Genomic DNA, 19408 nt, shown 5'->3' with positions numbered 1-19408 from the left:
GACATCATATTGTTTAGGTCTAAACTATTGATCCATGAATAGCTCAGCATCCACCCTGCAGCGCATCCTGTGCATCGGCGGCGGCCCCGCCGGCCTCTACTTCGCGCTCCTGATGAAAGCCAGGCAGCCCGGGCTCGAGGTCACCGTGGTCGAGCGCAACCGCCCCTTCGACACTTTTGGCTGGGGCGTGGTACTGAGCGATCAGACGCTGGACAACCTGCGTGCAGCCGATCCGCAGACCGCCTCGCTGATCGGCAACGAGTTCCACCATTGGGACGACATCCAGGTCTTCTTCAAGGGCCGTCAGGTGCGCTCGGGCGGCCACGGCTTCTGCGGCATCGGGCGCAAGCGGCTGCTCAACATCCTGCAGGAGCGCTGCCTGGCCCTGGGGGTCAAGCTGGTGTTCGAGACCGACGTGACGGACGACCAGGCCCTGGCCGCCCAGTACGACGCCGACCTGGTGATCGCCAGCGACGGCCTCAACAGCCGCATCCGCCAGCGCTACGCCGAAGTCTTCGAGCCCGACGTCGACCTGCGCCAGTGCCGCTTCGTCTGGCTCGGGACGCACCAGACCTTCGACGCCTTCACCTTCGCCTTCGAACAGACCGAGCATGGCTGGTTCCAGGCCCATGCCTACCAGTTCGACGACAAGACCTCGACCTTCATCGTGGAGACGCCCGAGGAAGTCTGGAAGGCCCACGGCCTGGACCAGATGGAGCAACCAGAGGCGATTGCCTTCTGCGAGAAGATGTTCGCGAAGTACCTGGGCGGCCACGCGCTGATCAGCAATGCCTCCCACCTGCGCGGCTCGGCCAACTGGATCCGCTTCCCGCGCGTGGTATGCAAGCACTGGACGCACCGCATCGACGTCAAGGGCAAGAGCGTGCCGGTGGTGCTGATGGGCGATGCGGCGCACACGGCGCATTTCTCGATCGGCTCGGGCACCAAGCTCGCACTCGAGGACGCGATCGACCTGTGCAACGAGTTCGCGAGCGGCGGCGAGATCGATACCGTGCTCGAGGCCTATGAAGCGCGGCGCAGCGTGGAGGTGCTGAAGATCCAGAACGCGGCGCGCAATTCGACCGAGTGGTTCGAGAACGTGAAGCGCTACACGGGCATGGAGATCGAGCAGTTCGCCTACTCGCTGCTGACGCGCTCGCAGCGCATCAGCCACGAGAACCTGCGGCTGCGTGACACGGAATGGCTAGGGGGCTATGAGCAATGGCTTTCGGGCGGCAAGTCCGTGCCCCCGATGCTGTTGCCGCTGAAGGTGCGCGGCCTGACGCTCAAGAATCGGATCATGGTCTCGCCCATGGCGACCTACAGCTCAGTGGATGGCGTGCCGCAGGATTTTCTGCTCGTGCATCTCGGCGCACGCGCACTCGGCGGCGCAGCCATTGTTTTCGTGGAGATGACCAGTCCCACGCCGGAAGGGCGCATTACGCCGGGATGCACCGGGCTCTACAACGATGCGCAGTCGGCCGCCTTCAAGCGTATCGTCGACTTCGTCCACTCGCAGACCAGCGCGAAGATCGGCATGCAGCTAGGTCACAGCGGACCGAAAGGCTCCACGCAACTGGGCTGGGAAGCGATCGACGAGCCGCTGCCCGAAGGCAATTGGCCGCTGATCGCCGCCAGCCCCGTGGCCTACGGAGAACAAAATCAGCTGCCAGCCGCGATGACGCGGGCCCAGATGGATGAGCTGCGCGAGCAATTCGTGGCCTCCACCCGGCGTGCCGCCGCGGCCGGTTTCGACTGGCTGGAGCTGCACTGCGCGCACGGCTATCTGCTGGCCTCCTTCATCAGCCCGCTGACCAACCTGCGCACCGACGAGTACGGCGGCAGCCTCGAGAACCGCTGCCGATATCCGCTGGAAGTGTTCCGCGCCATGCGCGCGGCCTGGCCCGAGGACAAGCCGATGAGCGTGCGGATCTCGGCCCATGATTGGGCGCCGGGTGGCAATACCGACGCAGACGCCGTGGTGGTGGCACGCCTGTTCAAAGACGCGGACTGCGATTTCATCGACGTCTCCTCCGGCCAGACCACCCGCGCGGCGAAGCCGGTGTACGGCCGCATGTACCAGACGCCCTTTGCCGACCGCATCCGCAACGAGGTGGGCATCTCGACGATCGCGGTGGGCGCGATCACCGACGCCGACCAGGCCAACAGCATCATCGCCGCGGGCCGGGCCGACCTTTGCGCTATCGCGCGACCGCACCTGGCCGATCCGGCCTGGACCCTGCACGAGACGGCCAAGCTGCAAAGCCGCGACATCGACTGGCCCAGGCAGTACCTGAGCGGCCGCGACCAGATGTACCGCGAGATCGCCAAGCAGCAGCAGCTCGCCGCCGCAATGGCAGCAAGCGCGGCGCCGCGCGATCCCGAGGAGGAGCAATAGGCATGGACCTCGAAGCGCGCGTCCACAGCGAGCATCCGGAGGAGTTGCGGCTCTGGCTGCGGCTCCTGACCTGCACGCAGCTGATCGAGAAGCAGGTGCGCAACGAACTGCGCGAACAGTTCGGCACCACCCTGCCCCGCTTCGACCTGATGTCGCAGCTGGAACGCGCGCCCGACGGGCTCAAGATGAACGAGCTGTCGCGCCGCATGATGGTCACCGGCGGCAACATCACCGGCATCACCGACCAGCTGGTGGCCGAGGGCCTGGTCGAGCGCGTCGATGTGGAGGGCGACCGCCGCGCGTGGCGCGTGCGCCTCACGCCGCGCGGGCGACGGCTTTTCAACGACATGGCGCAGCAGCACGAGGCATGGATCGTCGACGCCTTCGCGGCGCTCAATGCCAAGGAGATCGCGCAGCTGCACAAGCTGCTCGGCAAGGTCAAGCAGCATTCCCATCAGCAATTGGCGGAGGCCCTATGAAACACTACATCGGCGCAGGCAATCCCATGCACGCGCAGTTCGAACCGAAATCTTCCTACAAGGCCGAGCACTTCAGCTGGGCCTTCGAGGCCGGCGTCGGCACCATCACCCTGAACAGGCCGGAACGCAAGAACCCGCTGACCTTCGATTCCTATGCCGAGCTGCGCGACCTGTTCCGTGCGCTGAACTTCGCGACCGACGTCAAGGCCATCGTGGTGACCGGCGCGGGCGGGAATTTCTGCTCGGGCGGGGACGTGCACGAGATCATCGGTCCGCTGACCAGGATGCGCATGCCGGAGCTGCTGGAGTTCACGCGCATGACGGGCGACCTGGTGAAGGCGATGCGCCATTGCCCGCAGCCCATCGTGGGTGCGATCGACGGCGTGTGCGCGGGCGCCGGCGCGATGATCGCGTTGGCCTGCGACCTGCGCTACGGCACGCCATCCACGAATACCGCCTTCCTGTTCACGCGCGTCGGGCTGGCCGGTGCCGACATGGGGGCCTGCGCGTTGCTGCCGCGGGTGATCGGCCAGGGCCGAGCCTCGGAGCTGCTGTTCACCGGCCGCGCGATGACGGCGCAGGAGGGGCAGGCCTGGGGCTTCTTCAACGCCTTGCACGAAAGCGACTCGCTCCTGTCCGCCGCCACCACCATGGCGCGCAAGCTGGCCGAAGGGCCGAGTTTCGCGCACGGCATGACCAAGACCATGCTCTCGCAGGAATGGGCGATGACCATCGACCAGGCGATCGAGGCCGAAGCCCAGGCCCAGGCGATCTGCATGCAGACCGAGGACTTCAAGCGCGCCTTCGAGGCGTTCGCGGCCAAGCGCAAGCCGGCGTTCGGCGGGGACTGAAGCGATGGCTGCATCCGCAACGCCCCCCTCCACAGCGCATCTGGCGCTGCCCTTCTTCGACGACGCGCACCGCGCGCTTTCATGCGAGCTGCTGCCTTGGGCGGCGGCGCAATCGGTAGATGAGCGCGACGACCGCGTCGCCTGCCGCGACTGGGTGAGACGCCTCGGCGAGGGCGGTTGGCTGCGTTATTGCGTGCCGGCCGCATCGGGCGGCGCGCTGGAGCGCCTGGACTCGCGCGCGCTGGTGCTGCTGCGCGAGACGCTGGCCTTCCATTCGCCGCTCGCCGATTTCGCCTTCGCCATGCAGGGCCTGGGCAGCGGCGCGATCACGCTGGCGGGCAGCGCCGCGCAGCAGCGCGACTACCTGGGCGCCGTGGCGCGGGGCCACAAGATCGCGGCCTTCGCGCTCAGCGAGCCCGAGGCCGGGTCGGACGTGGGCGCGATGGCGATGCAGGCAGTCGCCACGCCGCAGGGCTGGCGCCTTGACGGCCAGAAGACCTGGATCAGCAACGGCGGCATCGCCGACTTCTACTGCGTGTTCGCCAAGACCGACCCGGGCGCAGGATCACGCGGCATCACGGCCTTCGTCGTCGACGCGAGCACGCCGGGGCTGGACACCTCGGACCATATCGAGGTCATGGCGCCGCATCCGCTGGCCACGCTACGCTTCGAAGGCTGCGCGGTCCCCCGTGAGACACAGCTGGGCGAGCTGAACGGCGGCTTCAAGCTCGCGATGCGCACGCTCGACATCTTCCGTGCCTCGGTCGCCGGCGCTGCGCTCGGCATGGCGCGCCGCGCGCTGGCCGAAGCCGTGCGGCATGCGAGCAACCGCCGCATGTTCGGTCAGACCCTGGCGGACTTCCAGCTCACGCAGGCCAAGCTTGGCGAGATGGCCGCGCTGATCGACAGCGCCGCGCTGCTGACCTACCGCGCCGCCTGGATGCGCGACGACAGCGAGAGTCGCGGCGCCCCACCCGCAGGCGACATCACGGCGGCGGCCGCGATGGCCAAGATGTGCGCCACCGAGAACGCGAGCCGCGTGATCGACATGGCGCTGCAGATGCACGGCGGCCTGGGCGTGAAGGTGGGCACCAAGGTCGAGAGCCTCTACCGCGACATCCGGTCGCTGCGCATCTACGAAGGCGCGACGGAGGTGCAGCAGCTGATCATCGGCAAGGCCGTGTTGCGGAGCTTGTCATGAGTGCACAGGTCGATCGCTTCGTTCACGATCGGCTGCCGCCAGCGGAGCAGTTGCCGATGTTGCGCTACGACCTGCCGGAGTTGCAGTTGCCGGACCCGTTGAACCTCGTGGAGGAGCTGCTGGACAAGGCCGCCTCCAAGCCGTGGGCCCGCCAGCCGATGCTGCGTTCGCAAGCGCGCACGCTGACCTATGCCGAGGCCGCCGCGGAGGTTAATCGCATTGCGCAGGTGCTGGTAGAAGACCTGGGCCTGATACCCGGCAACCGCGTGCTCCTGCGCGGCGGCAATTCGATCGCGATGGCACTGGGCTGGCTCGCGGTCGTGAAGGCGGGACTGATCGCGGTCGCCACTATGCCACTGCTGCGCGCCAAGGAGTTGGGCGACATCATCGAGAAGGCGCGCCCCTCGGTCGCACTGTGTGACGGCCGCTTGCTGGGTGAGATCCAGAGCGCGCAGCAGGCCCATCCAGTGCTCGAGACGGTGATCGCCTTCAATCAGCCCGAGGTGCCGGGCTCCTTGGAGATGCGCGCCGCCACCAAGACTGGGGTCTTCAAGGCCTGCCCCACCGCCGCAGACGACATCGCCTTGCTGGCCTTCACTTCCGGCACGACCGGCAAGCCGAAGGCGCCGGTGACCACGCACCGCGACGTGCTCGCGATGTGCGAGACCTGGCCGCGCCACGTGCTGCGCGCCCGCAGCGACGACATCGTGCTGGGCTCGCCGCCCTTGGCCTTCACCTTCGGGCTCGGCGGGCTGCTGATCTTCCCGATGTGGGCCGGCGCCTCCGTTTATTTCAACGATGGCGCGTACACGCCGGAGAGCATGGTCAAGACCATCCGAGACGCAGGCGCGACGATCTGCTACACCGCGCCCACCTTCTATCGGCAGATGGCGCCCTTTGCCAAAGCCTTGGGCGTCCCCACGTTGCGCATCAGCGTGAGCGCCGGGGAGGCGCTTCCGGATGCGACGCGTCAGCTGTGGAAGGAAGCGACCGGCATCGAGATGGTGGATGGCATCGGCGGCACCGAGGTGTTCCACATCTACATCTCTTCGGCCGGCGCTGAAGTCCGGCGCGGCGCAGTGGGCAAGGTCGTGCCCGGATTCACCGCCAAGGTGGTCGACGATGAGGGGAATGAGCTGCCGCGCGGCACCGTCGGCAAGCTGGCATTGATCGGCCCGGTCGGCTGCCGCTATCTCGACGATCCGCGCCAGACCGACTATGTGAAGAAGGGCTGGAACTACCCAGGCGACGCCTTCATGCAGGACGAGGACGGCTACTTCTTCTACCAGTCGCGCGCTGACGACATGATCATCACGGCCGGCTACAACGTGGGCGGGCCGGAGGTCGAGGATGCGCTGCTCAAGCACCCCGCCGTCGCCGAGTGCGGCGTCGTCGGCAAGCCGGACGAGGAGCGCGGGATGATCGTCAAGGCCTTCTGCGTGCTCAAGCCCGGCCACACCGGCGATGCAGCGATGGTCAAGGCACTCCAGGACCACGTCAAGGCCACCATTGCACCCTTCAAATACCCACGGGAGATCGAGTTCGTTGGCGGCTTGCCGCGCACCGAAACCGGAAAGCTCCAACGATTCAAACTGAGGCAGATGACACCATGAACAAACTCTTGCAACCGGCAGGCTGGGCACCTCCCAGGGGCTACGCGAACGGGGTCGCCGCGCGCGGCACGATGATTTTCGTCGGGGGACAGGTTGGCTGGGATGCGCAGCAGCAGTTCGTCTCCGACGACTTCATCGAGCAGGCCGGCCAGGCACTGCGCAACATCGCCGAGATCCTCCGCGAGGGCGGAGCCGGCCCCGAGCACATGGTGCGCATGACCTGGTATGTGACCGACCGTGACGAGTACAACCGGCGCCTCGCCGAGCTGGGCCCGGTTTATCGGGACGCAATGGGGCGCAACTTCCCGGCGATGACCGCCGTTCAGGTCGCAGCGCTGGTGGAAGCGCGGGCCAAGGTGGAGATCGAAGTCACGGCCGTCGTGCCCGATTGAGCTTGGCCGCGAACTTGGCGGGAGGTGTTGTTCTCGGCGTCGGGATCGAAAAGGATCAGCGCCGCTCGGTTGGCGGCTCGGCCCGCGATCTGGTTCGTCGATCGACCAGCCGCAGGTGCTGTCTCCGGTTGAACGCAACCGGCTGTGGAAGCGGGCTGGTGTACGGTATCCATCGAGTTTCAATCAGCTCACGCGGAATCGAGGGATTCGTCATGAATTTTTTCTCGCCGACATTCACGAGCTCTTCGTTAGCAGCCAGATGTCGCCAATGTGTATTGCCGATTTTCGTGCTGGCAATTGCGAGTCCTGTCGCGTCGTAGTGCAAAAACAAAAACGCCCACTCGGAAGTGGGCGTTTTGCAATTTACGAGAAACTCGACCCCGTAAAAAATCTGGTTGCGCGAGCAAGATTTGAACTTGCGACCTTTGGGTTATGAGCCCAACGAGCTACCAGGCTGCTCCATCGCGCGGCAGATAAATATTATAGCTTATTCTTCGCCGGTTTGCTCGTCAGCAGGGGTATCGGCGATTTCCGGACGGTCGACTAGCTCGACCAGAGCCATGGGAGCGTTATCGCCCACGCGGAAGCCCATCTTCAAGATGCGCGTGTAGCCGCCGGGGCGCGCCTGGTAGCGCGGACCCAGTTCGCCGAACAGCTTGACCACACTGTCGCGGTCGCGCAGGCGATTGAATGCCAGGCGCTTATTGGCGACCGTCGGCTTCTTGGCCAGGGTGATCATCGGCTCGATGACGCGGCGCAGTTCCTTGGCCTTGGGGACCGTGGTCTTGATGACCTCGTGCTCGATGAGCGAGTTCATCATGTTCTGCAGCATCGCCAGGCGGTGCGAGCTGGTACGGTTGAGTTTGCGGAGTCCGTGTCCGTGACGCATGGTGAGTTCCTTTCTTTATAAGACTCGCAGCCGTATCAGGTACTGCAAGGTGCTTCGCGGAGGAGAAAACAAGGCTTGCCGCGCGCGGCAACCTTGCACTTTTGGCTATCGCTTGTCCAGACCGGCCGGCGGCCAGCTCTCGAGCTTCATGCCCAAGGTCAACCCGCGGGAGGCGAGCACTTCCTTGATTTCGTTGAGCGACTTGCGACCCAGGTTCGGGGTCTTGAGTAGCTCGTTCTCGGTTCGCTGGATCAGATCACCGATGTAATAGATGTTTTCGGCCTTCAGGCAGTTGGCCGACCGCACCGTCAGCTCGAGCTCGTCGACCGGGCGCAGCAGAATCGGGTCGAATTGCTGAGCGCTGCGCGGCGCAGGCTGGTCGAAGGCGGCGAGCTCTCCCCCCTCCAGCTGGGCGAACACGGCCAGTTGCTCAACCAGGATCTTGGCCGAGGCGCGAACAGCGTCTTCCGCAGTGATCGCACCATTGGTCTCGATCTCGACCAGCAGTTTGTCCAGGTCGGTGCGCTGCTCGACGCGAGCACTTTCGACGGTGTAGCTGACGCGCTTGACCGGCGAGAAGGAGGCGTCGAGCACGATGCGGCCGATCGACTTGGTCGGTTCGTCCGCATAGCGGCGCATGGTGCCAGGCACATAGCCACGGCCCTTCTCCACCTTGATCTGCATATCCAGCTTGCCGCCTTGCGACAGGTGTGCGATCACGTGGTCGGGATTGATGATCTCCACGTCGTGCGGGGTCTGGATGTCCGACGCAGTGACAGCGCCTTCGCCGTCCTTGCGCAGGCTCAGCGTCACTTCGTCGCGGTTGTGGAGCTTGAACACCACACCCTTCAGGTTCAGCAGGATGTTAACGACGTCTTCTTGCACGCCATCGATGGACGAGTACTCGTGCAGCACGCCGGCGATCGTCACTTCGGTGGCGGAGTAACCCACCATCGAGGACAGCAGCACGCGGCGCAGCGCGTTGCCGAGCGTGTGGCCGTAGCCGCGCTCGAAAGGCTCGAGCGTGACCTTCGCCTTGTTGGCGGCCAGTTGCTCGACCTGAATGGTCTTGGGTTTCAACAGGGTGGTTTGCATGCAGACTTCCTCTCAATACCCCCGGCTCGTTACACCGGTAAGGCTGGTGAAGTGCCCGGCCGCGCTATCCGCGACAGGGAACAAGAATCAAAAATTCGGGCCGCCGGCAGGCGGCACGTCATCGCCTGTTACCTCGAGTACAGCTCGACGATCAGCGATTCGTTAATGTCGGCCCCGAATTCGTCACGATCGGGCACCTTCTTGAAGGTACCTTCGGCCTTGTCGATGTTTACTTCGACCCAGGCCGGAATCCCGACCTGCTGGGCCAGTTGCAGAGCCTCAACGATGCGGTTCTGCTTCTTCGATTTGTCCCGCACCGCGACCACGTCACCCGTCTTGACCAAGTACGACGGAATGTTGACCGATTGGCCGTTTACCGTGATCGCCTTATGCGAGACCAGCTGACGTGCCTCGGCGCGCGTGGATCCAAAGCCCATGCGGTAGACCACGTTGTCCAGCCGCGACTCGAGCAGGAACAGCAGGTTGGCGCCAGTGTTGCCGCGGCGGCGATCGGCTTCCTCGAAGTAGCGGCGGAACTGCTTCTCAAGCACACCGTACATGCGCTTGACCTTCTGCTTCTCGCGCAGTTGCAGACCGAAGTCGGAGGTGCGCTGGCCCGAGGTGCGGCCATGCTGGCCGGGCTTGGAATCGAACTTGGCCTTGTCCTGGATGGAGCGACGCGCGCTCTTCAGGAACAGGTCGGTGCCTTCGCGGCGGGAGAGTTTGGCCTTGGGGCCGAGGTAGCGTGCCACTTGATCTTCCTTTGTGTCATCTGCCGCAGAGGTCTGCGGGAGCCATCAGCGGCGTGCCGATGGCGGTGGGCTTGTTAAAAAACAAAAACAAATGCGCAGCCGGCCCGGAAGCTGGCTGCGCCGAACGCCTTCGCCTCAGATACGACGACGCTTTTGCGGACGGCAGCCGTTGTGAGGAACCGGCGTCACGTCGGCGATCGAGTTGATGCGAATGCCCAGTGCGGCCAGCGCGCGCACCGAGGACTCGCGACCCGGGCCAGGGCCCTTGATCTCGACGTCGAGGTTCTTGATACCTTGTTCCACCGCGGCACGGCCGGCAACTTCCGAAGCAACCTGGGCAGCGAAGGGCGTCGATTTGCGCGAGCCCTTGAAGCCCTGGCCACCCGACGAAGCCCACGACAGGGCGTTGCCCTGGCGATCAGTGATCGTGATGATCGTGTTGTTGAACGACGCATGCACGTGCGCGATGCCGTCCGCCACGTTCTTGCGGACCTTCTTGCGAACGCGCTGTGCAGCGTTGTTGGCAGGAGCTTTAGCCATGCTTGTCTATCCTTACTTCTTCAGGGACTGCGCGGCCTTGCGCGGACCCTTGCGGGTACGGGCGTTGGTGCGCGTGCGCTGTCCGCGCATCGGCAGGCCGCGACGGTGACGGAAGCCGCGGTAGCAACCGATGTCCATCAAGCGCTTGATGTTCATCGTCGTTTCGCGGCGCAGGTCACCTTCGATGGTGAAGAGCGCGATCTGATCGCGGATCTTCTCGAGATCGGCATCGGTCAGATCCTTGATCTTCTTCGAATACTCGATGCCGCTCGCTTCGCAAATCTTGCGGGCGCGGGTGCGACCGATGCCGAAGATGGCGGTCAGGCCGATTTCAGCGTGCTTGTGCGGCGGAATGTTGATGCCAGCAATACGTGCCATGTGCGTCCTCTTAAATCTCTAACTCAACCCTGGCGCTGCTTGTGGCGCGGGTCGGTGCAGATCACGCGCACAACACCTTTGCGGCGGATGATCTTGCAATTGCGACAAATGGTCTTGACCGAAGCCGAAACTCTCATTTCACTCTCCTAAACTCTGTTCAACCCGGCGACTCACTTCGCCCTAAACACAATGCGCGCCCGGCTCAAGTCGTAGGGCGTCAACTCGACGGTGACCTTGTCACCTGGAAGGATGCGGATGTAGTGCATCCGCATCCTTCCGGAAATATGTCCCAGCACGATGTGTCCGTTTTCCAGTTTGACCCGGAAGGTCGCATTCGGAAGGTTCTCCAGAACCTCACCCTGCATCTGGATGACATCGTCCTTCGACATCTCGCTCGCCTGCTAGGAAGTCTTGAAATTGGCTTTCTTTAGCAGGGATTCGTACTGCTGCGACATCATGTAGTTCTGCACTTGGGCCATGAAGTCCATCGTGACCACCACGATGATCAGCAGAGAGGTGCCGCCAAAATAGAACGGCACGTTGTATTTCAGGATCAGGAACTCTGGCAGCAGGCAGACGAAGGTGATGTACACCGCCCCGGCCAGCGTCAAGCGAACCAGGATCTTGTCGATGTAGCGCGCGGTCTGATCACCTGGGCGAATGCCCGGGATGAATGCACCACTCTTCTTCAGGTTGTCGGCGGTCTCGCGGCTGTTGAACACAAGTGCCGTGTAGAAGAAGCAGAAGAACACGATGGCGGCCGCATAGAGCAGCACGTAGATCGGTTGCCCCGGCGTCAGCGCGCTAGCAATGTCCTTGATCCAGCGCATGCTGTCGCCGGTGCTGAACCAGCTCACCACCGTGGTCGGCAGCAGGATGATCGACGAGGCGAAGATCGGCGGGATTACGCCAGCCATATTGAGCTTTAGCGGCAGATGGGAAGACTGGCCGCCATAGACCTTGTTGCCGACCTGCCGGCGTGCGTAGTTCACCAGAATCTTGCGCTGACCGCGTTCCACGAACACGACGAAGTAGGTGACCAGGATCACCACCGCAACGATGAACAGCGCGACGAGCACATTCATGGCGCCGGTACGCACCAGTTCGAGCAGCCCCCCGATCGCGCTCGGCAGGCCGGCCGCGATGCCAGCGAAGATCAGGATCGAAATCCCGTTGCCCAGGCCTCGCTCGGTGATCTGCTCGCCAAGCCACATCAGGAACATCGAGCCCGCCGTCAGGCTGACCATCGCCGTGAGGCGGAAGCCGAACCCGGGGGAGATCACCAGCCCTGCCGAAGATTCCAGCGCCACTGCAATGCTGAAAGATTGGAAGAGTGCGAGACCCAGCGTCCCATAGCGGGTGTACTGCGTAATCTTGCGCCGGCCGGCCTCGCCTTCCTTCTTCAGCTGCTCGAAGGTCGGCACCACGTAGGTCATCAACTGCATGATGATCGACGCAGAGATGTACGGCATGATCCCCAGCGCGAACACCGTGAAGCGCGATAGCGCCCCGCCTGAGAACATGTTGAACAGGCTCAGGATGCCGCCTTGCTGGCCCTGGAACAGCTGCGCCAATTGGTCCGGGTTGATGCCCGGCACCGGAATGTGCGCTCCGATGCGGTAAACCACGAGGGCGAGCAGCAAGAAGACCAGCCGGCGACGCAGGTCGCCGAACTTGCCTGTCTTTGCGAGCGTCGCCGCGTTCGTTGCCACTATGACCTTCTTTCGCTTGCGATCAGGCCACGCTGCCGCCGACCGCTTCGATCGCGGCCTTGGCACCGGCGGACGCGCCGATACCCGTCAGCTTGACGGCCCTGGTCAGTTCGCCGGACTTGATGACCTTCACCACCTTGGCAATCTGGCCCACCAGACCAGCTTGCTTGAGCGCGAGCAGGTCCACTTCGGCCAGGCCCAGCTTCTCGAGCGCCGTCAGCGTCACTTCGGCGTTGTACTTGAGCGTTTGCGACTTGAAGCCGCGCTTGGGCAGGCGGCGCTGCAGCGGCATTTGGCCGCCTTCGAAGCCCACCTTGTGGAAGCCGCCCGCGCGGGATTTCTGACCCTTGTGACCGCGACCCGCGGTCTTGCCCAGACCGGAGCCGATGCCGCGGCCGACGCGGCGCTTGGCGTGCTTGGCGCCCGCCGCCGGCTTGATGCCATTGAGTTCCATATGCGTCTCTCTCAGCGACTCTGTTTAGAGCACTTTGACCAGATAACTGATCTTGTTGATCATGCCGCGCACCGCGGGCGTATCTTGCAGCTCGCTCACGCTGTTGAGCTTGCGCAGACCCAGGCCGCGCACGGTGTCGCGATGCGATTGCTTGGTGCCGATCGGGCTCTTGACCAGTTGCACCTTGAGCGTCTGTTGTTGTGTCGTCATGTCGATGCTCCCGATCAGGCGAAGAGTTGCTCGACGGTCAGGCCGCGCTTGGCTGCGACTTCGGAAGCCGTCGTCGAGTTGCGCAGGCCATTAAGCGTGGCGCGGACCATGTTGTACGGGTTCGACGAACCGTGGCTCTTGGCCACGATGTCGGTGATGCCCATCACTTCGAACACGGCGCGCATCGGGCCACCCGCGATGATGCCGGTACCCTTTGGCGCCGGGATCATGACCACCGAGGCGGCGCCCCAATGCCCCGTCACGCGATGGTGCAGCGTGCCGTTCTTGATCGAGATCTTCGCGAGATTACGACGCGCTTCTTCCATCGCCTTCTGCACTGCGGCCGGCACTTCCTTGGACTTGCCCTTGCCCATGCCGACGCGGCCATCGCCGTCGCCGACCACGGTGAGTGCTGCGAAACCGAGGATACGACCGCCCTTCACCACCTTGGTGACGCGGTTGATCGCGATCATCTTCTCGCGCAGACCGTCTTCGGGGCCTTCGCTTTGCGTTCTTGCCTGAATCTTTGCCATGTTGAATCTCGTGTCCGGTTAGAACTGCAGGCCGGCTTCGCGGGCCGCATCGGCCAGCGCCTTGACGCGGCCGTGGTAGGCAAAACCGGCGCGGTCGAAGGCGACCTTCTCGACACCGGCGGCCTTCGCCTTTTCGGCGATGCGCTTGCCGATGATCGTGGCTGCGGCGGCATTGCCGCCCTTGCCGGAACCGCCCAGCGAGTTGCGCACTTCGGCTTCCGCCGTCGAGGCGGAGGCGATCACCTTGGTGCCGTCGTCGGAAATGACGGCGGCATAGATGTGCAGGTTGGTGCGGTTCACCGTCAGGCGCGCCACGCCTTGCGTCGCAATGCGGATGCGGGTCTGGCGCGAGCGGCGAAGACGCTGTGCTTTCTTGGTCAACATCATTTTGCTGCCCCTTATTTCTTCTTGGTCTCTTTGATCACGATCTTCTCGTCCGAATAACGGATGCCCTTGCCCTTGTACGGCTCAGGCGGACGAACAGCTCTGATCTCAGCGGCCACCTGCCCGACGCGCTGGCGGTCGGCACCCTTGATCACGACTTCCGTCGGAGTGGGCGTTGCCACAGTGATGCCTTCCGGCATCAGCTTGTCGACCGGGTGCGAATAGCCGACTTGCAGGTTCAGCTTGGCGCCTTGCGCCTGGGCCTTGTAACCCACTCCGACCAGGTTCAGCTTCTTCTCGAAGCCCTTGGTCACACCAACCACCATGTTGTTCACCAACTGGCGCACCGTTCCGCTCATCGCGTTCGCATCGCGCGATTCGTTGGCCGGCTCGAAGCTCAGCTTACCGTCCTTGTTGACGATGTTCACCAGGGTATTCAGCGGCAGGCTGAGCGTACCGCCCTTGCCCTTGACGCTGATTTGGTCTTCCTTGATCGCCACATCCACGTCTTGGGGGATGTCGATCGGCATTTTTCCTACTCGGGACATTTCAGTGTTCTCCTCGATGTCTCGGTCAGGCGACGTAGCACAGCACTTCGCCGCCGACGCCGCTGGCGCGAGCCTTGCGATCGGTCATCACGCCCTTGGGGGTAGTGACGATGGCGACGCCCAGACCGTTTTGCACTTGCGGGATCGCGGCGCTGGCCTTGTAAACGCGCAGGCCGGGACGACTCACGCGTTCGATGCGCTCGATGACCGGACGGCCGGCGTAGTACTTCAGCGCGATTTCGAGTTCACTCTTGCCGGCTTCGGTCTTGACCTGGAAGCCGTCGATGTAGCCCTCGTCCTTCAGCACCTGTGCGATCGCAACCTTCACCTTGGAAGACGGGACCGACACCGTGGGCTTCGCCACCATCTGCGCGTTGCGGATACGCGTCAGCAGGTCGGCAATGGGATCACTCATGCTCATGTTTTCTGCTCCTGCCTGGCTTACCAGCTGGCCTTGGTGACACCGGGAATGTCGCCGTTGAAGGCCAGCTCACGGATCTTGGCGCGGGCCAGACCGAACTGGCGGAAGGTGCCACGGGGACGGCCGGTGATTTCGCAGCGGTTGCGCTGGCGCGTCGGGTTGGCGTTACGCGGAAGCTTCTGCAGGGCCAAGCGGGCAGCTGCGCGCTCTTCGTCGCTCTTCTTTGCGTCGTTGGCGATCGCCTTCAGTTCCGCGTGCTTGGCGGCGTACTTTGCGACCAGTTTTTCTCGCTTGAGCTCGCGCTCGATCAAAGCTACTTTAGCCACAAGTCACCTCAGTTCTTGAACGGGAAACGGAAGCCCGCGAGCAGCGCCTTGGCCTCCTCGTCGGTCTTGGCCGTGGTCGTGATGCTGATATTGAGACCGCGAAGGGCGTCGACCTTGTCGTACTCGATCTCCGGGAAAATGATCTGCTCTTTCACGCCGATGTTGTAGTTGCCGCGGCCGTCGAAGGCACGGCCGGAGATGCCGCGGAAGTCGCGGACGCGCGGCAGCGCCACGGTCACGAAGCGGTCCAGGAATTCGTACATCTGGACGCCGCGCAGCGTGACCATGCACCCGATCGGCTGGTTCTCGCGGATCTTGAAGCCGGCGATAGCCTTCTTCGACTTGGTCACGACGGGCTTCTGGCCGGCGATCTTGGTCAGATCGGCGACCGCGTTGTCGAGAACCTTCTTGTCGGCAACTGCTTCGCCCACACCCATATTGAGCGTGATCTTGGTCAGGCGCGGGACCTGCATGGGCGACTTGTAGCCGAACTTTTCGGTCAAGTCCTTCGCGATCTTTTCGCGGTAGTGTTGTTGGAGACGTGCCATGTGAGTACCCCTTAGGCGGCCTTGATTTCTTCGCCGCTGGACTTGAAGACGCGCACGCGCTTGCCGTCCGTGACCTTGATGCCCACGCGATCGGCCTTGCCGGTCGCGGCATTGAAGATCGCCACGTTGGATTGGTGAATCGGCATGGCCTTCTCGACGATGCCACCGGTCGTACCCTTGAGCGGGTTCGGTTTGGTGTGCTTCTTGACCAGATTGATGCCGTCGACGATCAGGTGCGAGTCATCCTTGCGCAGCGACACCGTGCCACGCTTACCCTTGTCGCGCCCAGCCAGCACGATGACCTGGTCGCCCTTGCGAATCTTGTTCATGGCGTTGTCCTTACAGAACTTCGGGGGCCAGCGACACAATCTTCATGAACTTCTCGGTGCGCAGCTCGCGCGTCACCGGTCCGAAGATGCGGGTGCCGATGGGCTCCAGCTTGGCGTTAAGCAGAACGGCGGCGTTGCCGTCGAACTTGACGAGCGAGCCGTCGGCGCGACGGATGCCCTTGGCGGTACGAACCACCACAGCGCTGTAGATCTCGCCCTTCTTGACGCGACCACGCGGAGCGGCTTCCTTGATGCTGACCTTGATGACGTCGCCCACGCTGGCATAACGCCGCTTGGAGCCACCGAGCACCTTGATACACAGGACGGATTTCGCGCCTGTATTGTCGGCCACATCGAGCCGGGATTCAGTTTGGATCATTTCGTGTATTCCCAACTTGTACCGATCGCCACTCCGAACACCGGAAGCAGCTAGCGGTCAGTCTTGGGCCCGTCGTCCACGCATCGAAACCACTTCGGTGCACTTCCGTTGGGCAGAAGCTCTATCGCTGTTTTTCGCCTTTTGAAAAGCGAAGCCCGCGATTGTGGCATGGGAGTGCATGGCTGTCAAACGCTGGTGTTGTGCGACGGCCTGGGTTCCGTGCCGTCGATAGATCGCACGCTATCGAGACCGGCCAAAAACATCGATGTGAGTGCAGGCTTCTCGATAATTGCCGATAGAGCCTGATTGTTGTGCAATGTCGCCCTAGCGAGATTGGCCTTGTCCGACACGGCCGGCGCGGAAGCAGCATGTGATGCGGCAAGCGGCGACAATTTCAATCCGCTGCAGCTACCCCAGCTCGCCGCTTTCGAATTCATCAGATAAAACATGAACATCGCCGTCACCTTCCTGCCCCGCCAGGAGCGGGCTCCCCTTCCGCCGATCGGCTTCATCGGCGGCGGGAACATGGCCAGTGCCATCATCGGTGGGCTAATCAAGCGCCAGGTGCCAGCCACGACCTTCGAGATTGTCGAACCCCAGGCCGAAGCCCGCGAGCGGCTACGGCACGACTTCGGCATCACGGCCCAGGCCGAGGCTGGCGCAGCGCTCCAGCGCTGCGGGGTGCTGGTCTGGGCCGTCAAGCCGCAGAGCTTTGCCCAGGCCGCGCAGGCCGTCCGGGGGCTGGCCAAGGACGCGCTGCATCTCAGCGTCGCCGCCGGCATCCCCTCCGACAGCATCGCGCGCTGGATCGCCACCGAGCAGGTGGTCCGCGCCATGCCGAACACGCCGGCGCTGGTCGGCAAGGGCATGACCGGCCTGTTCGCGCGGCCGGCCGTCGACCCGGCTGGGCGCAAGCAGATCGAGCAAGTGCTGGAAGCTACCGGCGAATTGCTCTGGGTGGACACCGAGAGCGCGCTGGATGCAGTCACTGCGGTATCCGGCTCGGGGCCCGCCTACGTGTTCTATTTCATCGAGGCCATGACCGAGGCTGGCGTCGAGCTGGGTCTCACGCCCGAGCAGGCGCACCGGTTGGCCGTCGGCACCTTCACTGGCGCCTCGGCCCTGGCGAACGATGCGAGCGAGCCGCCCGCCGTGCTGCGCGAGCGCGTGACCTCCAAGGGCGGGACCACCTACGCCGCGATCACCTCGCTCGAGCACGCCGATGTCAAGGCGAAGTTCAAGACGGCGATCCGCGCCGCCCACCAGCGCGCGGCGGAACTGGCCGAGGAGTTCGGCCACGGGTGAGACCGCGGGCCCTCCGGATTCAGCGCATCAGATAGCCGGCCACGACGCCCGCAAACACGGTGAAGCCCAGCCAGTGGTTGAGCCGAAAGGCCTTGAAGCAGCCATCCCGGGTGCGCTTGCGGATCAGCCGCCAGTGCCACAGCGCTTGCGCCGCCGCCAAGGCAACGCCGGCGTGGAAGACGGGAGCCAGTTGGCGGCTCGTGCCGGCGGCGGCCCAGATGCCGAGATAGATTGCATAGCTCGCCATGACTGCGGTCACATCGAAGCGCCCGAAGGTGATGGCCGAGGTCTTCATCCCGATCTTGAGATCGTCGTCGCGGTCGACCATCGCGTACTCGGTGTCGTAGGCCAGCACCCAGAACAGATTGCCCGCCAATAGCCACCAAGCGAAGGCCGGCACCGAGGACTGCACCGCTGCAAAGGCCATCGGAATGCCGAAACTGAAGGCGATTCCCAGCACCGCCTGTGGGACGGACATGAAGCGCTTGGCGAAGGGATAGACCAGCGTGACCGCCAGCGCAGCGAAGGACCACAAAACCGTCGCACGATTGGTCGTGAGCACCAGCGCGAAAGCGGCCAGCGCGAGCACGGCCCCCACGGCAAGCGCCTCGGCAACCGAAAGCGCACCGCTGGTGACCGGCCGTTGCGCAGTGCGCTTCACGTGCCGATCGAAATCGCGGTCGGCAACGTCATTGACGCAGCAGCCGGCGCTGCGCATCAGGATGGTACCGAGCACGAAGACCGTGAGCAGGTGCCAGCCGGGAAAGCCATCAGCCGCGAACCAGAGCGCCGCCAGCGAAGGCCACAGCAGCAGCAGCCAGCCGGCCGGCCGGTTCCAGCGGATCAGGTCCAGATAGAGCGAGAGGCGGCCGCGGGGAGCAATGGCGGTGGATGCGGACATGCCGCGATTTTGCGCCACGTCCACGGAAGAAGGCCGCACGCGCTGGGCCTTCCCCGAGCGACGCGGTTCGGAATACAGCTCAGTCTTCGAGCAGCGAACGCAGCATCCAGGCCGTCTGGTCATGCACCGTGCAGCGCGCGGTCAGCATGTCGGCGGTCGGGTCGTCCCCAGCCTCCTCGGCCACAGGGATGAACTCACGCGCGATGCGCGAGACCGTCTCGTGGCCCTTGACCAGAATGCGCACCATCTCCATCGCCTTGGGCGGGTCCCTTGGCACATCGGGCACGGTCGCGATCTTGCTGAACTCGGCATAGGAGCCCGGCGCGTAATGGCCCAGCGCACGGATGCGCTCGGCGATGACGTCGGTCGAGCCCCACAGCTCGGTGTACTGCGCCATGAACATCGCATGCAGCGAGTTGAAGTGCGGGCCGGTCACATTCCAGTGGAAGTTGTGGGTCGTGAGATAGAGCGTGTAGGTGTCCGCCAGCACACGGCTCAGGCCTTCGGCAATGGCGGCACGGTCTTCGCGGTCGATGCCGATGTTGATGATCGGCGCATTGCGGCCGCCCGATTCCTGGGCCACCAGCGATCCACCCTTCCTGGGCACCTTGCCAACGGAAGTGGCCGGTGCATTGGCGACGGGGGACTTGGACTTCTTGTCGACTTTGGCCATGGCGAAAATTCTTTCTTCGAGGTTGGGGAACTGGAGGAAACTTTAAAAGCCGAGGGCTGGCTTCGCAACAGCCGCACTCTATCGCAGCGATTGCGTC

28 protein-coding genes and 1 tRNA gene are annotated in these 19408 nt (G+C 63.8%); 7 read left to right on the top strand and 22 right to left on the bottom strand.

Going from position 1 to position 19408, the window contains the following annotated elements:
* The first annotated feature begins 34 nt into the window (after nucleotides 1–34).
* From E5P3_RS03605 to E5P3_RS03580, 6 genes are read left to right on the top strand one after another with little or no spacing between them, the layout of a single operon-like run.
* Nucleotides 35–2398, top strand: a complete 2364-nt coding sequence (locus E5P3_RS03605) for a bifunctional salicylyl-CoA 5-hydroxylase/oxidoreductase (RefSeq protein ID WP_162584708.1) — start codon at nucleotides 35–37, stop codon at nucleotides 2396–2398.
* Between the two features lie 2 nt (nucleotides 2399–2400).
* Nucleotides 2401–2877, top strand: coding sequence for a MarR family winged helix-turn-helix transcriptional regulator (locus E5P3_RS03600; protein WP_162584707.1), 477 nt, complete (start codon nucleotides 2401–2403; stop codon nucleotides 2875–2877).
* Nucleotides 2874–3728: an enoyl-CoA hydratase family protein gene (locus E5P3_RS03595; protein WP_162584706.1), complete on the top strand. Its 855-nt coding sequence runs from the start codon at nucleotides 2874–2876 to the stop codon at nucleotides 3726–3728. The genes E5P3_RS03600 and E5P3_RS03595 overlap by 4 nt, the downstream gene beginning before the upstream one ends.
* Nucleotides 3729–3732: 4 nt before the next feature.
* Entirely contained in the window at nucleotides 3733–4929 is a 1197-nt protein-coding gene (locus E5P3_RS03590; protein WP_162584705.1) for an acyl-CoA dehydrogenase family protein, read from the top strand.
* Nucleotides 4926–6542, top strand: coding sequence for an AMP-binding protein (locus tag E5P3_RS03585; protein ID WP_162584704.1), 1617 nt, complete (start codon nucleotides 4926–4928; stop codon nucleotides 6540–6542). The genes E5P3_RS03590 and E5P3_RS03585 overlap by 4 nt, the downstream gene beginning before the upstream one ends.
* Complete coding sequence (locus E5P3_RS03580; protein ID WP_162584703.1) at nucleotides 6539–6934, top strand: RidA family protein; 396 nt, start codon at nucleotides 6539–6541, stop codon at nucleotides 6932–6934. The genes E5P3_RS03585 and E5P3_RS03580 overlap by 4 nt, the downstream gene beginning before the upstream one ends.
* 392 nt (nucleotides 6935–7326) lie before the next feature.
* Here the strand turns inward: E5P3_RS03580 and E5P3_RS03575 are convergent.
* The 20 genes from E5P3_RS03575 to E5P3_RS03480 all read right to left on the bottom strand — a co-directional run bounded on the left by E5P3_RS03575 (nucleotide 7327) and on the right by E5P3_RS03480 (nucleotide 16887).
* Nucleotides 7327–7403, bottom strand: a tRNA-Met gene (locus E5P3_RS03575).
* Nucleotides 7404–7421: 18 nt separating this feature from the next.
* Nucleotides 7422–7823 carry a 50S ribosomal protein L17 gene (gene rplQ, locus E5P3_RS03570; protein WP_162584702.1) on the bottom strand — a complete coding sequence of 134 codons (402 nt, stop codon included), beginning with the start codon at nucleotides 7821–7823 and terminating at the stop codon, nucleotides 7422–7424.
* Between the two features lie 105 nt (nucleotides 7824–7928).
* The gene (locus E5P3_RS03565) at nucleotides 7929–8918 is read right to left on the bottom strand and encodes a DNA-directed RNA polymerase subunit alpha (protein WP_086919805.1); all 990 of its coding nucleotides are present in this window, start codon (nucleotides 8916–8918) and stop codon (nucleotides 7929–7931) included.
* 128 nt (nucleotides 8919–9046) lie between these two features.
* The gene (rpsD, locus tag E5P3_RS03560; protein ID WP_077002176.1) at nucleotides 9047–9670 is read right to left on the bottom strand and encodes a 30S ribosomal protein S4; all 624 of its coding nucleotides are present in this window, start codon (nucleotides 9668–9670) and stop codon (nucleotides 9047–9049) included.
* A gap of 135 nt (nucleotides 9671–9805) precedes the next feature.
* Nucleotides 9806–10210, bottom strand: coding sequence for a 30S ribosomal protein S11 (rpsK, locus tag E5P3_RS03555; protein ID WP_009124825.1), 405 nt, complete (start codon nucleotides 10208–10210; stop codon nucleotides 9806–9808).
* A gap of 12 nt (nucleotides 10211–10222) precedes the next feature.
* Complete coding sequence (gene rpsM / locus E5P3_RS03550; RefSeq protein WP_019653977.1) at nucleotides 10223–10588, bottom strand: 30S ribosomal protein S13; 366 nt, start codon at nucleotides 10586–10588, stop codon at nucleotides 10223–10225.
* A gap of 23 nt (nucleotides 10589–10611) precedes the next feature.
* On the bottom strand, nucleotides 10612–10725 hold the full coding sequence (rpmJ, locus tag E5P3_RS03545) for a 50S ribosomal protein L36 (RefSeq protein WP_038201958.1): 114 nt from the start codon (nucleotides 10723–10725) through the stop codon (nucleotides 10612–10614).
* A 33-nt stretch (nucleotides 10726–10758) separates the two neighbouring features.
* Nucleotides 10759–10977: a translation initiation factor IF-1 gene (gene infA, locus E5P3_RS03540; protein ID WP_162584701.1), complete on the bottom strand. Its 219-nt coding sequence runs from the start codon at nucleotides 10975–10977 to the stop codon at nucleotides 10759–10761.
* 12 nt (nucleotides 10978–10989) lie between these two features.
* Complete coding sequence (gene secY / locus E5P3_RS03535) at nucleotides 10990–12300, bottom strand: preprotein translocase subunit SecY (protein WP_068674567.1); 1311 nt, start codon at nucleotides 12298–12300, stop codon at nucleotides 10990–10992.
* Nucleotides 12301–12322: 22 nt separating this feature from the next.
* Nucleotides 12323–12754 (bottom strand): 50S ribosomal protein L15, encoded by a 432-nt coding sequence (gene rplO / locus E5P3_RS03530; RefSeq protein WP_162584700.1) that lies wholly within the window; start codon nucleotides 12752–12754, stop codon nucleotides 12323–12325.
* Nucleotides 12755–12778: 24 nt separating this feature from the next.
* Nucleotides 12779–12964 carry a 50S ribosomal protein L30 gene (gene rpmD, locus E5P3_RS03525; protein ID WP_057593150.1) on the bottom strand — a complete coding sequence of 62 codons (186 nt, stop codon included), beginning with the start codon at nucleotides 12962–12964 and terminating at the stop codon, nucleotides 12779–12781.
* Between the two features lie 14 nt (nucleotides 12965–12978).
* Nucleotides 12979–13497: a 30S ribosomal protein S5 gene (gene rpsE / locus E5P3_RS03520; protein WP_106556360.1), complete on the bottom strand. Its 519-nt coding sequence runs from the start codon at nucleotides 13495–13497 to the stop codon at nucleotides 12979–12981.
* Between the two features lie 18 nt (nucleotides 13498–13515).
* On the bottom strand, nucleotides 13516–13881 hold the full coding sequence (gene rplR / locus E5P3_RS03515; protein ID WP_102905243.1) for a 50S ribosomal protein L18: 366 nt from the start codon (nucleotides 13879–13881) through the stop codon (nucleotides 13516–13518).
* Nucleotides 13882–13895: 14 nt separating this feature from the next.
* Entirely contained in the window at nucleotides 13896–14429 is a 534-nt protein-coding gene (gene rplF / locus E5P3_RS03510; protein ID WP_162584699.1) for a 50S ribosomal protein L6, read from the bottom strand.
* 25 nt (nucleotides 14430–14454) lie between these two features.
* Nucleotides 14455–14850, bottom strand: a complete 396-nt coding sequence (rpsH, locus tag E5P3_RS03505) for a 30S ribosomal protein S8 (protein ID WP_068674576.1) — start codon at nucleotides 14848–14850, stop codon at nucleotides 14455–14457.
* 20 nt (nucleotides 14851–14870) lie between these two features.
* The gene (gene rpsN, locus E5P3_RS03500) at nucleotides 14871–15176 is read right to left on the bottom strand and encodes a 30S ribosomal protein S14 (RefSeq protein WP_106556362.1); all 306 of its coding nucleotides are present in this window, start codon (nucleotides 15174–15176) and stop codon (nucleotides 14871–14873) included.
* 8 nt (nucleotides 15177–15184) lie between these two features.
* Nucleotides 15185–15724, bottom strand: a complete 540-nt coding sequence (gene rplE, locus E5P3_RS03495; RefSeq protein ID WP_068674580.1) for a 50S ribosomal protein L5 — start codon at nucleotides 15722–15724, stop codon at nucleotides 15185–15187.
* Between the two features lie 11 nt (nucleotides 15725–15735).
* Nucleotides 15736–16053: a 50S ribosomal protein L24 gene (rplX, locus tag E5P3_RS03490; RefSeq protein ID WP_162578314.1), complete on the bottom strand. Its 318-nt coding sequence runs from the start codon at nucleotides 16051–16053 to the stop codon at nucleotides 15736–15738.
* Nucleotides 16054–16063: 10 nt separating this feature from the next.
* Entirely contained in the window at nucleotides 16064–16432 is a 369-nt protein-coding gene (gene rplN, locus E5P3_RS03485) for a 50S ribosomal protein L14 (protein ID WP_068674584.1), read from the bottom strand.
* Between the two features lie 185 nt (nucleotides 16433–16617).
* Entirely contained in the window at nucleotides 16618–16887 is a 270-nt protein-coding gene (locus E5P3_RS03480) for a hypothetical protein (protein ID WP_162584698.1), read from the bottom strand.
* Here E5P3_RS03480 and proC point away from each other — a divergent pair.
* The gene (gene proC / locus E5P3_RS03475) at nucleotides 16880–17737 is read left to right on the top strand and encodes a pyrroline-5-carboxylate reductase (RefSeq protein WP_162584697.1); all 858 of its coding nucleotides are present in this window, start codon (nucleotides 16880–16882) and stop codon (nucleotides 17735–17737) included. The genes E5P3_RS03480 and proC overlap by 8 nt on opposite strands.
* 19 nt (nucleotides 17738–17756) lie before the next feature.
* Here the strand turns inward: proC and ubiA are convergent, their stop codons facing one another.
* Both ubiA and E5P3_RS03465 read right to left on the bottom strand, forming a co-directional pair.
* The gene (gene ubiA / locus E5P3_RS03470) at nucleotides 17757–18638 is read right to left on the bottom strand and encodes a 4-hydroxybenzoate octaprenyltransferase (RefSeq protein WP_162584696.1); all 882 of its coding nucleotides are present in this window, start codon (nucleotides 18636–18638) and stop codon (nucleotides 17757–17759) included.
* A gap of 79 nt (nucleotides 18639–18717) precedes the next feature.
* Complete coding sequence (locus E5P3_RS03465; RefSeq protein WP_162584695.1) at nucleotides 18718–19311, bottom strand: Dps family protein; 594 nt, start codon at nucleotides 19309–19311, stop codon at nucleotides 18718–18720.
* Between the last annotated feature and the right edge of the window lie 97 nt (nucleotides 19312–19408).

It is taken from the genome of Variovorax sp. RA8 (assembly GCF_901827175.1).
Classification (GTDB): Bacteria; Pseudomonadota; Gammaproteobacteria; order Burkholderiales; family Burkholderiaceae_C; genus Variovorax.
The sequence above is the reverse complement of the archived record's forward strand: the minus strand, read 5'-3'. Positions and strand labels throughout refer to the sequence as shown.

Coding starts and splice junctions, on each gene's coding strand:
- rpsK (WP_009124825.1), bottom strand. CDS start 10,210: ATGGCTAAAGCTCCTGCCAACAACGCTGCACAGCGCGTTCGCAAGAAG.
- rplN (WP_068674584.1), bottom strand. CDS start 16,432: ATGATCCAAACTGAATCCCGGCTCGATGTGGCCGACAATACAGGCGCG.
- rpmJ (WP_038201958.1), bottom strand. CDS start 10,725: ATGAGAGTTTCGGCTTCGGTCAAGACCATTTGTCGCAATTGCAAGATC.
- rplQ (WP_162584702.1), bottom strand. CDS start 7,823: ATGCGTCACGGACACGGACTCCGCAAACTCAACCGTACCAGCTCGCAC.
- rplF (WP_162584699.1), bottom strand. CDS start 14,429: ATGTCCCGAGTAGGAAAAATGCCGATCGACATCCCCCAAGACGTGGAT.
- E5P3_RS03565 (WP_086919805.1), bottom strand. CDS start 8,918: ATGCAAACCACCCTGTTGAAACCCAAGACCATTCAGGTCGAGCAACTG.
- E5P3_RS03590 (WP_162584705.1), top strand. CDS start 3,733: ATGGCTGCATCCGCAACGCCCCCCTCCACAGCGCATCTGGCGCTGCCC.
- rpmD (WP_057593150.1), bottom strand. CDS start 12,964: ATGACGACACAACAACAGACGCTCAAGGTGCAACTGGTCAAGAGCCCG.
- proC (WP_162584697.1), top strand. CDS start 16,880: ATGAACATCGCCGTCACCTTCCTGCCCCGCCAGGAGCGGGCTCCCCTT.
- E5P3_RS03585 (WP_162584704.1), top strand. CDS start 4,926: ATGAGTGCACAGGTCGATCGCTTCGTTCACGATCGGCTGCCGCCAGCG.
- E5P3_RS03480 (WP_162584698.1), bottom strand. CDS start 16,887: ATGTTCATGTTTTATCTGATGAATTCGAAAGCGGCGAGCTGGGGTAGC.
- infA (WP_162584701.1), bottom strand. CDS start 10,977: ATGTCGAAGGACGATGTCATCCAGATGCAGGGTGAGGTTCTGGAGAAC.
- E5P3_RS03465 (WP_162584695.1), bottom strand. CDS start 19,311: ATGGCCAAAGTCGACAAGAAGTCCAAGTCCCCCGTCGCCAATGCACCG.
- rplR (WP_102905243.1), bottom strand. CDS start 13,881: ATGTTGACCAAGAAAGCACAGCGTCTTCGCCGCTCGCGCCAGACCCGC.
- rplE (WP_068674580.1), bottom strand. CDS start 15,724: ATGGCACGTCTCCAACAACACTACCGCGAAAAGATCGCGAAGGACTTG.
- rpsH (WP_068674576.1), bottom strand. CDS start 14,850: ATGAGCATGAGTGATCCCATTGCCGACCTGCTGACGCGTATCCGCAAC.
- E5P3_RS03580 (WP_162584703.1), top strand. CDS start 6,539: ATGAACAAACTCTTGCAACCGGCAGGCTGGGCACCTCCCAGGGGCTAC.
- rpsM (WP_019653977.1), bottom strand. CDS start 10,588: ATGGCACGTATTGCTGGCATCAACATTCCGCCGCACAAGCACGCTGAA.
- E5P3_RS03595 (WP_162584706.1), top strand. CDS start 2,874: ATGAAACACTACATCGGCGCAGGCAATCCCATGCACGCGCAGTTCGAA.
- rplO (WP_162584700.1), bottom strand. CDS start 12,754: ATGGAACTCAATGGCATCAAGCCGGCGGCGGGCGCCAAGCACGCCAAG.
- ubiA (WP_162584696.1), bottom strand. CDS start 18,638: ATGTCCGCATCCACCGCCATTGCTCCCCGCGGCCGCCTCTCGCTCTAT.
- E5P3_RS03600 (WP_162584707.1), top strand. CDS start 2,401: ATGGACCTCGAAGCGCGCGTCCACAGCGAGCATCCGGAGGAGTTGCGG.
- rplX (WP_162578314.1), bottom strand. CDS start 16,053: ATGAACAAGATTCGCAAGGGCGACCAGGTCATCGTGCTGGCTGGGCGC.
- E5P3_RS03605 (WP_162584708.1), top strand. CDS start 35: ATGAATAGCTCAGCATCCACCCTGCAGCGCATCCTGTGCATCGGCGGC.
- rpsE (WP_106556360.1), bottom strand. CDS start 13,497: ATGGCAAAGATTCAGGCAAGAACGCAAAGCGAAGGCCCCGAAGACGGT.